The sequence below is a fragment of the Amycolatopsis sp. NPDC051128 genome (assembly GCF_040682715.1).
GTDB lineage: Bacteria > Actinomycetota > Actinomycetes > Mycobacteriales > Pseudonocardiaceae > Amycolatopsis.
In genome coordinates this window covers 419120-431819 of the sequence record NZ_JBFBBN010000001.1, presented here as the reverse complement: position 1 = coordinate 431819, position 12700 = coordinate 419120, and the positions used below count along the sequence as shown (strand labels likewise).

Here is a 12700-nt window from a genome sequence, read left to right as displayed (position 1 = left end):
CCCGCGCACAACCGACCCACCCACGCCACCCTTCCCGCCACCCCGAGTCCCTCAATGAGCCATTCACGGCTGTGGGCGAGTACGTTCGCGACGTCCGGGTGGCGCGGCTCAGCCGACCGGCCGCGCCGTGACCTCGAACCGCGCGGACGCCGTCCGGAGCGCGTCCAGGCAGGCGCGCACCGCGCCGTGATCCTCCTCGCCCGCCCGGCAGATCGCGTAGATCGTCCGGGTCAGTGGCGGGCGGGTGGTCAGGATGCGGACCCCCTCGGGCAGGCGCTCCCGGGCCAGGCGGGGCACGAGCGCCGCGCCGACGTTGCCCGCCACCAGGGCCAGCTGGGTCGGGTAGCCGCCGACCGTGCAGCTGATCCGCGGCTCCAGCCGCTGCTTCCGCAGCACCTGCACGAGCCACTCGTGACAGCCGGACCCGGCGCTCCAGCCGATCCACGGCAGATCGTCCACTTCGGACAGATCGACCGCCTTGCGGTGGGCCAGCCGGTGCCCGGCGGGCAGGGCCAGGTCCGCGACGTCGGAGAACAGCGCGATCCGCGTCGTCGACGGCGGGATCACCGTCGGACGGTCCGCCCAGCTCTCCAGCACCGCGACGTCGAGGTCGCCGGCCAGCACCCGCGGCATGGTCTGCTCCGCCTCGCCTTCGTGCAGCGTCACCGCCAGCCGAGGGTGCCGCGCGGCGAGCGTGGCCAGCGTGGGCGGCAGCAGCGCGTGCACCGTGGTCGGGATCGCGCCGACCCGCAGTGGGCCGATGACGTCCTCGCGCAGCAGTTCCAGGTCCGCCTTCGCCGCCGCGACCTGCGCGAGGATCCGCTCGGCGTGCCCGGCCAGCACCAGGCCCGCCTTCGTCAGCCGGACGCCGCGGCCGCGCGGCTCCAGCAGCGGCTGGCCGGCCTCCCGCTCCAGTTTCGCCAGCTGCTGCGACACCCCGGACGGCGTGACGTGCAGGGACGCGGCCGCCGCGGCGACCGAGCCCTGGGTCGCGACGGCGTGCAGCGCGCGCATCCGCTCGAGTCCGAACACGGTAGAGATGCTACCGAATTCCGCGCAGAAACAATCGCTTGTCCTGGATAGTCGTGGCCCGCACGCTGGAGGCGTGACCACGACCGCGCCGCGCCCCGCCGCCACGTTCACCCAGCGCTTCGACCCGCGCCTGCTCGCCGCGCTCGGCAGCTTCTGCATCTCGCTGTCGTCGGTCTTCATCAAGGTCTCGCACACCAGCGGCAGCACGAGCGCGTTCTGGCGCTGCCTGCTGGCGCTGCCGGTTCTGCTCGTGCTCGCCGCGCGGGAACGGCGGACGGCGGGCCCGGTGCCGCGGCGCCACGCGGTCTTCCCGCTGCTGGCCGGCGCCGGGCTCGGCCTGGACTTCGTGCTCTGGGGCGAGGCGATCCCGCGGGTCGGCGCCGGCGTCGCGACGGTGCTCCTCGCCGTGCAGGTGATCATCGTGCCGCTGCTGGCGTTCGCGTTCCTGGCGGAACGGCCGTCGAAGCGGTTCCTCGTCGCCGCGCCCGTGCTGCTCGGCGGGGTGGTGCTCGCGGGCGGGTTCGCCGGCACCGGCTCGTTCGGCCCGGACCCGGTCACCGGCGCCGTCGCGGCGCTGCTCGCCGGGGCCGGGTACGCCGGCTACCTGTTCCTGATCCGGCTCAGCGGCGGCGTGGGAACGCAGCTGCGCTCGCTGGTGCTGGCGACGGTCTCCGCCGGCGCCGTGGCCGTCGCGCTGGGCCTGCCGACCGGCACGCTCGACCTGGCGCCGGGCCTGCCCGCGTTCGGCTGGCTGGTCGCGCTCGCCGTCGTCGGCCAGCTGGCCGGCTGGCTGCTCATCTCCGCGGCGCTGCCGCGGATGTCCGCCACCGCCGGGGCGACACTCATGCTGCTGCAACCGGTCGGTGCGGTGGTGCTGGGCATCGGGTTGCTCGGGGAGTCGCCCGGCGTGCTTCAGCTGATCGGCTGCGCGGGCGTCGTCGCCGCGGTCTGCTTCGCCGGGACCGGACGTGCTGCGGCCCGGCGAAGCCCCGGCTAACGTCGCGGACATGCGGGTGCTGGTGGCCGGGGCTTCGGGGTTCGTCGGCGCCCGGTTGTGCCCGGCGCTCGAGGACGCCGGGCACGAGGTGCTCGCGATGACCCGCCGCCCCGCGAAGTACCGTGGCGCCGGGAAAGCCGTCCACGGCGACGTAGCCGACGTCGGTTCCCTGGGTGACGCGTTCAAGGGTGCCGATGCCGCGTACTACCTGGTTCATTCACTCGACAGTGTGGACTTCGCGCGCCGCGACGCCGCCGCGGCGTGCGCGTTCGCCCGTGCCGCGGCGGACGCCGGCCTGCGCCAGATCGTCTACCTCGGTGGTCTGGGGAACGACGATGACGCGCTGTCGGCGCACCTGGCCAGCCGGCGCGAGGTCGAGCGGCTGCTGGGGGAGACCGGCGTGCCGGTCACGGTCCTGCGCGCGGGAATCGTCGTCGGGCACGGCGGGACGTCCTGGGAGCTGACGCGTCAGCTGGTGGAGCACCTGCCGGCGATGGTCACCCCGCGCTGGGTCGGCACCCGCACCCAGCCGATCGCGGTCGCCGACGTCGTCCGCTACCTGGTCGGCGTGCTCGGTCACCCGGAGGCCGCGGGCCGGACGTTCGACATCGGCGGTCCCGAGGTGCTGGCCTACCGGGACATGCTGCGGCGGGTCGCGGCGATCAAGGGCAGGCCGCTGCTGATCGTGCCGGTGCCGCTGCTTTCCCCGCGGCTGTCCTCCTACTGGCTTTCGCTGGTCACCGACATCGACGTCACGACCGGACGGACGCTGATCGACTCGATGACCAACGAGGTCGTCGTCCGCGACGACGCGATCCGCCGGATCGTCGAGTTCGAGCCGATGGGTTACGACGAAGCCGTGCTGCAGGCGCTGGGCGAGCGGGCGAAGAGCCGGCGGGCGAGGTGAAGGCGTTCCTCGCCGCCGTGACCGCGGCCGGCTCCGGGCTGCTCGGGGCGTCGCTGGCCGGCCGTCCCGGGGCACGCCGGTTCCACGTCCTCACGGCGTCGGTCGCCGCGACCTGGTTCGCCGGGGCGCGTGCGGCCGGACCGGTGCCCCGCGGCCGCCGGGACGTCGGGCGGCCGGTGCTGGCCGGGGCCGGTGCGTTCGGTGTGTTCTACGGCTGCGCATTGGTCGCCCGCCGCATCCCGCCGTTGCGCCGGGCGATCGAGGGCGTCCTCGAGCACGCCCACAGCGGTTCGAAGCCGTCGGTGGTGGCGACGACGCTCGTCACGGGCGCCGCGGAGGAGGTCTTCTTCCGTGGCGCGCTCTACGACGTCTTCGGCGCGCGTGGGTCCACGGCGCTGTACGTGCTCTCGACGACGGCGACGCGGAATCCCGCGCTGGTGCTGGCATCGGCGGCGATGGGGACGCTGTTCGCCGTGCAGCGGGGCCGGTCCGGCGGGGTGCGGGCGCCGCTGCTGACGCATGTCGTGTGGTCGGCGCTGGTGCTCGCCTTTCTGCCTCGGCTCTTCCCGCCTCCGGTCCGGAGAATTCCGGAGCCGTAGCTGGTTCTTTCCCGGCCCGCACGCCAGAATGGGCGCGGTGCGGAAACTCCTCCTCGCGGCCGTCGCCGTGCTCGCCACTGTCGCCGGATGTCAGCCTGAGGTGGACGGCCACGCCGTACCCGCCGGGTTCGACGTCAAGGACGGCACGCTGCTGCGGTTCCGGCCGGTCCTGACCGAGCTGCCGCCGGGGCTGTCGGGCGGCCCGGCGGCCGAGCGGCAGAGCACCGATCCCGCCACGCAGCAGGCCGCCGCGCAGGCGCTCGACTGCGCGGCGGGCAAGCCGGACCCGCTGGACGGCCACGACGATCCGGCGTTGCCGCTGGTCAGCTGCGACCGCGCGCAGGGCACGAAGTACGTCCTCGGCCCGGGGTTCCTCAGCGGCGCGGACGTCAGCCGCGTGGCCGTGCAGGGCGACCCGCAGTCCGGGAGTTTCGTCGTGGTGGTCACGTTCACCCCGGAGGGGTCCCGGAAGTGGGCCGAGTGGACCGGGCAGAACGTCGGCAAGCAGGTCGCGATGGTGCTGAAGAGCCGGGTGCTGACGGCGCCCACCGTCCAGTCCGCCATCACCGGTGGCGAAACGCAGATCACCGGGCGGTACACCCAGGACGAGGCGCGGCAGCTGGCGCGCGACATCGCCGGCGGCTGAGCCGGGTCAGCAGGGCTCGCTCGCCACGCCTTCCATGCAGGCTTCCGTGCCCGTCCTGCTCGTCACCTGCTGCAGGAGCGTGTAGAGCGTCTCGCGCTGGTCGTCGCTGAGCGCGCGGAACACCTCGTCCTCGACCGCGGCCAGGGCGAATTCGGCTTTGGCGAGCAGCTTCGCGCCGACGTCGGTGAGCTCGACGACGTGGCGGCGGCGGTCGACGGGGGAGCGGCGCCGCTCGATCAGCTTCTCCGCCTCGAGGTCGTTGAGCAGCCCGACGACGTTCGTGCCGTCCATCTCCAGGGTCTTCGCCAGGTGCTGCTGCGAGCTGCCGCCCTGGTCGCGCAGGACCGTGAGCGCGATCAGGTGACGCGGCCGCAGCCCGAGCGGGGCCAGCACCGACTCACTGCGCAGCCGGAGCCGGCGTCCGACGTGGTCGAGCAACGCGCCGCACCGGTGGGGCGGCTGGTTGACGACCGGCAGCGAGGTCATCGGCCCAGTATATGGGCGCGTCGATGGTCGGTGTGCTATTAATGGTTTGTCTTACACAAACGATCTACGGATGGTTAACGACATGGCGCATCTCCTGCACATCGACTCGAGCATCCAGGGCGACCGCTCGGTGAGCCGCCGGCTCAGCGCACGGGCCGCGGCCGCGTGGCGGGCCGCGCACCCGGACGGCACGGTGACCTACCGCGACCTGGGCGCGAACCCGCTGCCGCACCTCGACACGGCAGCCGGCAACGCCCGGATGGTGCCGCCGGAGCAGCACACGCCCGAGCAGGCGGCGTCGTGGGCGCGGACCCAGGAGGTCGTCGGCGAGGTCCGAGCGGCCGACACGGTGCTGCTGGGCCTGCCGCTGTACAACTTCGGCGCGCCGAGCAGCGTCAAGACCTGGGTGGACCACCTGATCGCGCCGGGCCTGTCGATCGACGCCGAGACGAGGGCGGGCCTGCTCGGCGGCCGCGACTTCGTCGTGCTGGCCAGCCGGGGCGGCGGCTACGGCGAAGGCACGCCCCGCGAGGGCTGGGACCACGCCGAGCGGTGGCTGCCCCACGGCGTCTCGCTGACCGGGCTGGAGCCGCGGTTCATCACGGCGGAGCTGACGCTGGCGCACGTCAACCCGGCGATGGCGGACCTCATCCCGCTGGCCGACGAGAGCCTCGCGGCGGCGGAACGCGCCATCGACGAACTGTGGCTGCCGGCGCGGGTCTGACCGGTGCCCTAGCGCCCCAATGTGGCGTTGGGTGCGTTGGATGCACCGAATGTGGCGTTGGGTGCGTTGGACGCACCGAACGCCACATTGGGTGCGTTGGACGCACCCAATGCCACATTGGGGCGCTTCGGCCCGGCGCCGTCAGGACTCAGCCAGGCCCCGGCGGTAGCGACGCGGGCACGGCCGGTACCGTGCCGCCGGAGGCCGGGGACAGTCGGCCTGGGCGAGGAAGGTCAGGGTTGAGCGCGCACACCTCCCAGATGGACGATATCCGGCTGGTCGCGCAGCCCAGCGCGCTGCCGGTCACGGAACTTTTCGTCCGTCTGATTCTCAGCGACTGGTCCCTGCTCCCGATGCTGGAGCAGGTGACCTCGACCGCGAAACGGCTGGTCGGGACCGTGATCGACGCCGGCGACCCCCGGGCGCCCGCGTTCGTCACGCTGCGGCTGCGGCTGCGCGCCGACGTGCTGGCGGTCGAGGTCGACGACGACGTGCCCGGGCTGCCGGAGCCGACGGCCGGGCCCGGCGAACGCGTCGGCGTCATCCCCGGGCCCGGCGGGGCCCGCACGACCTGGTGCGAGCTGCCGCTGCCGGGCGGGATGAACGCGCGGCAGGTGCGCCTGCCGCGGCGGCAGGACCGCCGGACCCTGGTCGACGAGCCGGTCTCCGGCGAGCCGGTGGCCGCGGACCCGCAGGTGCTGGAGCGCCTGCTGACCCGGCTGAGCGGCTGGTCCGACAGCTGACGTGGCGGGCGTCCGCCACAACGCCGCGTGCGGCACCTGAACGGTTCGGCTCTCGCATCCGTACATCGAGGCAGGGGGAGCGCCGTTCGCCGTGCCATCGAGGTGAGGAGGCAGCCGTCGTGCGGATCGTGATCGCCGAGGAAGACGCCCTGCTCCGGGAAGGGCTGGTGCTGCTCCTGCGCAGTGAGGGCTTCCACGTCGTCGCCGCCGTCGACCACCCCGGCGACCTGCTGACGGCCATCGGAGCGGACGTGCCGGACCTGGCCGTCGTCGATGTCCGGATGCCGCCGACGTTCACCGACGAAGGCCTTCGCGCGGCCCTCGAAGCCCGGCGCCGTGTGCCGGGGCTGGCGATCCTCGCGCTGTCCGCCTTCATCGAAGACGGCTACGCGGGCGACCTCCTGGCCGCCGGCGGCGGCGGGGCGGGCTACCTGCTCAAGGAGCGCGTCGGGAGGCCCGCCGAGTTCCTGGACGCCCTGCGGCGCGTGGCGGCGGGCGGCACCGTCCTGGACCGGGACGTCGTGGCGGTCCAGCTGGCCCGGCCCCGGCCCGGCGACCCGGTCGCCACGCTCACCGAGCGCGAACGCGAGGTCGTGGCGCTGCTCGCCGAGGGCCACTCGGTCCCGACGATCGGGCGGCTGCTCGGCATCGGCACCGACGCCGCGCGGCAGCACGCCGGGGACGTCAGCGCGAAGCTGCGCGTCCCCGACGAAGCCCAGGCGATGCTCAGTTACTTACGAGCGTGAGCAGCTCGGCCTGCTTTTCCCGGTACCGGGCCACGTTGGCGAGCTTGACGTCTTCGTAGCCGCGGACGAGGTCGGGCAGTTCGGCCAGGGCCAGCACCCGGTCCCGGTCGACCTCCGAAGCCCGGAAGGCACGCAGGATCGTGCCGCGGTAGTCCTCGACGAGCGCCCGCTCGACCCGCCGCACTTCGGCGCGGCCGAACGGGTCGAAGCGGGTGCCGCGCACCCGGCGCAGCGCGTGCAGCAGCCGGAAGACCGGCCGGATCCACGGGCCGAGGCTGATCTTGCGCCGCATCCCGAGCGCCCGCAGCACCGGCGGGTGCAGCCGGTAGGCGTACCGCGTGCCCGCGCCGAACTGGTCCTCGAGGCCCGCCGTGAACGCCGGGTCGAGTGAAAGCCGGGCGACCTCGTATTCGTCCTTGTAGGCCATCAGCTTGTACAGGTGCTTCGCGACGGCCTCGGTGACCTCCGTCGGCCCGTCCTCCAGCACCCGCACCTGCTCGACGAACCCGGCGTACGCGCGGGCGTAGGCCTCGTCCTGGTAGGCGACCAGGTCGGGGATCCGGATGTCGAGCAGCCGCGCCAGTTCGGAGCCGGGCTCCGCGTGCACCAGAGCCCGCACGGCCGGGGCGGCGGGCCTCGCGGCCGTGGCGGGCGCGGGCGCCGAGGACGCCGACAGCGCGTCCGGGTCGGCCACCAGCTGACGGCCGCGGCGGAACGCCTGGAGGTTCGCGGCGACCGCGGTGCCGTTCAGCTCGATCGCGCGCTCGATCACCGAAGCGGGCAACGGGATCGCGCCGGTCTGGTGCGCGGCACCGAGCTGCAGCACGTTGGCGAACTGGTCGTCGTCGAACAGTGTCTCGGCCAGGCCCCGCGCGTCCAGCGAAACCGTGCGCGCCGCGGCGGTGTCGATGGGCGCGAGGACGCTGCCGGGGTCCGGGAAGGACACCGTCGTGTCGACCACCATCCGGCCGGTCGGGACCTCGGTCGTGGAGACGACGGCGGTCGTGCGCGCCGGATCGGTCACGCCGAGGTTCACCGCGTCGGCGCCGACGAGCGCGTCGCAGGCCAGGTAGAGGTCGCACTCGCCTGCGGCGAGCTTCGGGGCCTGCTCGACCGGCTCCGCCGTCACCTTCAGGTCGGACACCACCGCTCCGCCCTTCTGGGCGAGCCCGGTCTGGTCGAGCGTGCGGACGTGCCGTCCGTCGAGCACCGCGGCGGTGGCGAGGATCTGCGTCACGGTGACGACGCCGGTGCCGCCGATCCCGGTGATCCGCACGGTGAAGTCCTTCGACGTCTCCCAGCGGGGAGCGGGGACCGCGTCGGCGGCCAGCTCGCCGAGCCGCCGGCGCCGCTTGCGGCCGGTCGGCACGACGGTGACGAACGACGGGCAGTCCCCGGCCAGGCAGGAGTAGTCGACGTTGCACGACGACTGGTGGATCGCGGTCTTGCGGCCGAACTCGGTCGCCACCGGCTGCACGGACAGGCAGTTCGACTTGGTGCCGCAGTCGCCGCAGCCTTCGCAGACGCGCTCGTTGATCACGACGCGCGTCGCGGGCGCGGCCTGCTTGCCACGGCGGCGCTTCCGGCGCTTCTCGGCCGCGCACTCCTGCTCGTGGATCAGCACGGTGACGCCCTTGACGGCCGCCAGTTCTTCCTGCGTGCGCAGGAGTTCGGTGCGATCGCGGACCGCGACGCCGGCGGGCAGCTTCCGGCGCCGCAGCTTCGCGGGCGCGTCGCTGGTGATCACGACCCGCTTCGCGCCCTCGACGAGCAACAGCTCGGCGACCTTCTCCACGGGCAGCCCGCCGACCGCGTCCTGCCCGCCGGTCATCGCCACGGCGGAGTTGTAGAGCAGCTTGTAGGTGATGTTCACGCCGGCGGCGACCGCCGCGCGCACGGCGAGGCTGCCGGAGTGGGTGAACGTGCCGTCGCCGATGTTCTGGACGAAGTGCCCGGCCTCGACGAACGGCGCCATGCCGATCCACTGGGTGCCCTCGCCGCCCATCTGCGTCACGCCGAGCACCGTGCCGACCTGGTCGGGTTCCATGAACAGGGCCATGGTGTGGCAGCCGATGCCGCCGCCCACCAGCGTGCCTTCCGGAACTTTCGTCGACGAGTTGTGCGGGCAGCCCGAGCAGAAGTACGGCGTCCGGGCGAGCAGTGGCACCGGAACGCGTTCGCGACGGCGGCGTCCGCGCCAGGCTTCGACCGACGGGATGCCCTCGGGCAGCCGGCGGGCCAGCCCGGTGGCGATGCCGTCCGGGTCCAGCTCGCCGAGCTCGGTGAACAGCGTCCGGCCGTCGCGGTCCTTCTTGCCGGTGACGGCGGGCGCGCCGGCGACGCCATAAAGGACTTCCTTGAGAGCCGTTTCGACGAACGACCGCTTCTCCTCGACGACGACGATCTCGTCGAGGCCGTCGGCGAACTCGCGGACGATCGACGGTTCCAGCGGGTGGATCGCGCCGAGCTTGAGGACGCGGATACCGTGCCGGGACAAGGATTCCGCGTCGAGCCCGAGCGCGTGCAGCGCCTGCTGGAGGTCCAAATAGGACTTGCCGGCCGAGACGATGCCGATCCGGTCGGCCGGGCCGCGCGCGGTGATCCGGTTGACCCCGCTCGCGCGCAGGTACTCCAGGACCAGCGGCAGCCGGACGGTGAAGAGGCTGCGTTCCAGCTCGGCGAGGCTCGTGCCGAGCAGTCGTGACGTCGGCGTGTGGCGGTAGGCCCGCTCGATCGCCGGTGCCGTCCACTGCGGACTCACCGTGGCGGTGCCGGACGCGTCGGCGACGTTGGTGACGATCTTCAGCGACGACCACAGCCCGCTGGCCCGCGACAGCTCGACGGCGTGCATCCCGAGGTCGAGGACGTCCTGCGGGTCGGCCGGGTAGAGGATCGGGATCGCCAGGTCGGCGAGGGCGAGTTCGGACGCGCACGGAACGGTCGAGGACTTCGCGTTGGGGTCGTCGCCGACCAGCGCGACCGCGCCGCCGCGCGGGTCGGTGCCGGCGAGGTTGGCGTGGCGAAGGGCGTCGGAGGCCCGGTCCAGGCCGGGTGCCTTGCCGTACCAGAAGCCGGTGACGCCCCGCCGGCCACCGGCGCCCGCGACGAGCTGGCTGCCCATCACCGAGGTCGCGGCGAGCTCCTCGTTGAGGCCGGGGCGGTGCACGACGTCGTGCTTCTCCAGCAGCTTCGCGCGGCGGCCGAGTTCGAGGTCGTAGCCGGCCAGCGGCGAGCCCTCGTAGCCGGAGACGAAAACGGCCGGGTCGCCGCCACCGGCGCGGTCGTGGCGGACGCGGTCGAACAGCAGCCGGACCAGGGCCTGCAACCCGGTCAGGTGCACGGTTCCCGCCTCCCGCAGATAGCGGTCCTCCAGCGTGAACGTCTGCACGGCGGGGCTCCTTTCGCCTCGATGTGCTCCCGGGCACAGCTCTTCGGGGCACAGTGCGATGCGTACCACAGCGACGCAACAACCGCCTGCGGGATTCCGGGCTTACACGCAAAATTCGACACGGCATCGCCTCCGGTGGTGCCGTTTTTTGCGTGCGGTTACCCTCGCGCGCATGACCGAAGAGCTCCTCGACGCCACCGACCACGAAATCCTCGGCCTGCTGCGCGAGGACGCCCGCCGGACGCTGTCCGACATCGCGGGCCGGGTCACGCTGTCGACGGCCGCGGTCAAGCGCCGCATCGACCGGATGCGGGAGACCGGGGTGATCACCGGCTTCACGGTCCAGGTCGACCACGCGAAGCTGGGCTGGGGGATCGAGGCGTTCACCGAGCTGCGGTTCGTCGGCAACACGAAGGTCGCCGAGATCCTGCGCACGACCACGCGGATGCCGGAGGCCCAGGCGGTGTTCACGATCGCGGGCGACCCGGACGCGCTGGTGTGGCTGCGGGTCCGGGACATGGCCCACCTGCAGAAGACGATCGACGAGATCCGCCGGCACCACCAGGTGACGGGCACGAAGACGTTGATCGCGCTGGAATCCTGGGCCCGGGGGAACTAGCGTGCCCGAGGCCGTGACGCTGGCGCGGCGGCCGGACCTCGCCGAGGCCACCTACGCCATTCCGTACCCGCCGGGCTCCCCGGAGTTCATGGCCGGCAGCCTCGCGAGCCGGCTGGTGCGCGGACGCCGGGTCGTGCGCCGCTGGCCGCACCTCGTGGTCGCGCTGCTCGAAGACGGGCAGCCGGTCGCGCGAGGAGTGATGGTCGCTTACCGGAGCGAAGGCCGCGAGCCGTTCCCCGCGCGCGGCTGGGACGAGGTGGCCGGGTGGGCCGCGGAAGACGCCCTCGACGGCGTCACTCCCGACACCGCGTGCGCCCTGGAAATCGCCGTGCACCCGGATCACCAGGCGCGCGGCCACTCCCGCGCGGTGCTGGAAGCGATGCGCGCGGCGGTCGCGGCCGCCGGGCTGGGGGCGCTCGTGATCCCCGTCCGCCCGCCGGACAAGGCCGCGGTCCCGGCGACGCCGATGCGCGGCTACGCCGCCGAGACGCGGGCGGACGGCCTCCCCGCGGAGCCGGATCTCGCGTGATTGAGCCCGTAACTCGCGTGATTCGAGGCGGTACGGCTCTGATCACGCGAGTTACGGCTCTGATCACGCGAGTTACGGCTCTGATCACGCGAGTTACGGCTCTGATCACGCGAGTTACGGGAACCCGCCGACCGCTGGCTGCGCACCCACGTGCGGGCCGGCGGCCGGATCGAGGCCGGCGCGCTCGCTCCGGTGTTCGTTTCCCTGGCGCAGGGCTTCGCGGTCTACGTCGAGCCCAACGTCTGGGTGTCACACCGCGTGGGTTAGCCGCGCAGCAGGATCCCGGACGTGCGCTCCCGCTCGAAGAGCACCTCCGGCCACTCGATCGAGTCCGGCGGCGCGTCCAGTGCGGTCGCCCGGCGCCGCAGTTCGGTCAGGTAGTCCGCGTCCAGCATCGCCCTGGCCGACAGCGGCTCGCGCAGCAGGAGGTCGGCCGGAGCTTCGTAGAGGTACGCGTCCACGCCCGGATAGCCCTTGGTGCCCGGCGGGTAGTCGCGGTTCGTCGGGAAGTACGTCGTGTCGAGCGTGCTCAGCCAGGAACCCTTCAGCGGCACCAAAGCGGGCCACGATCCCAGCCGCTGTTCGAGCCGGGTGTTGTCCGAAGTGAACCCGAAGTGGTCCGCGACGACGTACGCCACGCCCGGGTACTCACGCTCCAGCCGCGCGACCGCCGCGCTGCCGCCGTCGTGCTGCAGGTGGCCCAGGCCGAACAGCATCAACGCCTTGCGGTGCTTCCGCAGCACCTCGGTCTTCACCACGGACGCGATCGTCGGGTCACGATCCTCGAAGGGCCGGAAGTCCGCCGGGGTGTGGACCCGGCTCCAGTCGACCGGCGGATCGCCGGCCAGCACCCGGATCTTCCGCTCCGCGGGCAGTGTCTTGTTCACCTGCCGCACCAGGGCGAAGAGCTTTTCGTCGTGAGTCGAAAACCCGCAGCTCGGCTGGGTCGTCTCGCGCCAGACACGCTTGACGTCGGGAACGTCACCGCCGGCGATGTAGGCGTCCAGCAGCGGCTGGAGGCGCGAGTTCCCGCACTCGACGACGATGTCGTTCACCCGGCCGGGGAAGCGCGGGTCGCGGATCAGGTCGAACACGAACGTCCCGACGTCCGGACTGGACTTCGCGACGATCGCGTGGTTGTCGAACGCGGCGAGCAGGGCGCCCGCGGGATCGGAAGGCGGCCGGGACTGGCCCGCGTCGGCCGGCGCGGCCACCAGCGTCGCGGCCGCGAGCACGGCCAGGACGGTACGAAAGAGGCGCATGAAGGCTCCGGAAGTAATTTCC

The 12700-nt window shown here is 73.0% G+C and carries 13 protein-coding genes; 9 read left to right on the top strand and 4 right to left on the bottom strand.

Annotated elements, in window-relative coordinates; genetic code table 11:
* Positions 1–108: 108 nt before the first annotated feature.
* Positions 109–1032 carry a LysR substrate-binding domain-containing protein gene (locus AB0M82_RS02000; RefSeq protein ID WP_364716672.1) on the bottom strand — a complete coding sequence of 308 codons (924 nt, stop codon included), beginning with the start codon at positions 1030–1032 and terminating at the stop codon, positions 109–111.
* A gap of 73 nt (positions 1033–1105) precedes the next feature.
* On the opposite strand from AB0M82_RS02000, the gene AB0M82_RS01995 reads away from it, so the two are divergent.
* Genes AB0M82_RS01995 through AB0M82_RS01980 form a run of 4 tightly spaced genes read left to right on the top strand, consistent with a single transcriptional unit; the run spans position 1106 to position 4181 of the window.
* Positions 1106–2029 carry a DMT family transporter gene (locus tag AB0M82_RS01995; RefSeq protein ID WP_364716669.1) on the top strand — a complete coding sequence of 308 codons (924 nt, stop codon included), beginning with the start codon at positions 1106–1108 and terminating at the stop codon, positions 2027–2029.
* A gap of 10 nt (positions 2030–2039) precedes the next feature.
* Entirely contained in the window at positions 2040–2936 is an 897-nt protein-coding gene (locus tag AB0M82_RS01990; RefSeq protein WP_364716666.1) for an NAD(P)H-binding protein, read from the top strand.
* Positions 2933–3535 (top strand): CPBP family intramembrane glutamic endopeptidase, encoded by a 603-nt coding sequence (locus tag AB0M82_RS01985; RefSeq protein ID WP_364716663.1) that lies wholly within the window; start codon positions 2933–2935, stop codon positions 3533–3535. Before AB0M82_RS01990 ends, AB0M82_RS01985 begins: the two co-directional genes overlap by 4 nt.
* 37 nt (positions 3536–3572) lie before the next feature.
* A complete protein-coding gene (locus AB0M82_RS01980) occupies positions 3573–4181 on the top strand; it encodes a precorrin-3B C(17)-methyltransferase (RefSeq protein ID WP_364716661.1) in 609 nt (202 codons plus the stop codon).
* 6 nt (positions 4182–4187) lie between these two features.
* Here AB0M82_RS01980 and AB0M82_RS01975 read toward each other — a convergent pair whose 3' ends face one another.
* On the bottom strand, positions 4188–4667 hold the full coding sequence (locus AB0M82_RS01975) for a MarR family winged helix-turn-helix transcriptional regulator (protein ID WP_364716659.1): 480 nt from the start codon (positions 4665–4667) through the stop codon (positions 4188–4190).
* Between the two features lie 82 nt (positions 4668–4749).
* Here AB0M82_RS01975 and AB0M82_RS01970 point away from each other — a divergent pair, with 82 nt between their 5' ends.
* The 3 genes from AB0M82_RS01970 (at position 4750) to AB0M82_RS01960 (ending at position 6880) form a co-directional block, all read left to right on the top strand.
* On the top strand, positions 4750–5391 hold the full coding sequence (locus AB0M82_RS01970; protein ID WP_364716657.1) for an NAD(P)H-dependent oxidoreductase: 642 nt from the start codon (positions 4750–4752) through the stop codon (positions 5389–5391).
* Between the two features lie 239 nt (positions 5392–5630).
* The gene (locus AB0M82_RS01965) at positions 5631–6134 is read left to right on the top strand and encodes an ATP-binding protein (RefSeq protein ID WP_364716654.1); all 504 of its coding nucleotides are present in this window, start codon (positions 5631–5633) and stop codon (positions 6132–6134) included.
* Between the two features lie 119 nt (positions 6135–6253).
* Positions 6254–6880: a response regulator gene (locus AB0M82_RS01960; RefSeq protein ID WP_364716651.1), complete on the top strand. Its 627-nt coding sequence runs from the start codon at positions 6254–6256 to the stop codon at positions 6878–6880.
* On the opposite strand, the gene AB0M82_RS01955 is transcribed toward AB0M82_RS01960, so the two are convergent.
* A complete protein-coding gene (locus tag AB0M82_RS01955; protein WP_364716649.1) occupies positions 6861–10268 on the bottom strand; it encodes an indolepyruvate ferredoxin oxidoreductase family protein in 3408 nt (1135 codons plus the stop codon). The genes AB0M82_RS01960 and AB0M82_RS01955 overlap by 20 nt on opposite strands.
* Before the next feature lie 172 nt (positions 10269–10440).
* Here AB0M82_RS01955 and AB0M82_RS01950 point away from each other — a divergent pair, with 172 nt between their 5' ends.
* Positions 10441–10887 carry an Lrp/AsnC family transcriptional regulator gene (locus AB0M82_RS01950; protein ID WP_364716646.1) on the top strand — a complete coding sequence of 149 codons (447 nt, stop codon included), beginning with the start codon at positions 10441–10443 and terminating at the stop codon, positions 10885–10887.
* A 1-nt stretch (position 10888) separates the two neighbouring features.
* Positions 10889–11416, top strand: a complete 528-nt coding sequence (locus AB0M82_RS01945; RefSeq protein WP_364716643.1) for a GNAT family N-acetyltransferase — start codon at positions 10889–10891, stop codon at positions 11414–11416.
* Positions 11417–11679: 263 nt separating this feature from the next.
* On the opposite strand, the gene AB0M82_RS01940 is transcribed toward AB0M82_RS01945, so the two are convergent.
* Positions 11680–12678 (bottom strand): hypothetical protein, encoded by a 999-nt coding sequence (locus AB0M82_RS01940; protein ID WP_364716641.1) that lies wholly within the window; start codon positions 12676–12678, stop codon positions 11680–11682.
* Positions 12679–12700 lie beyond the last annotated feature (22 nt).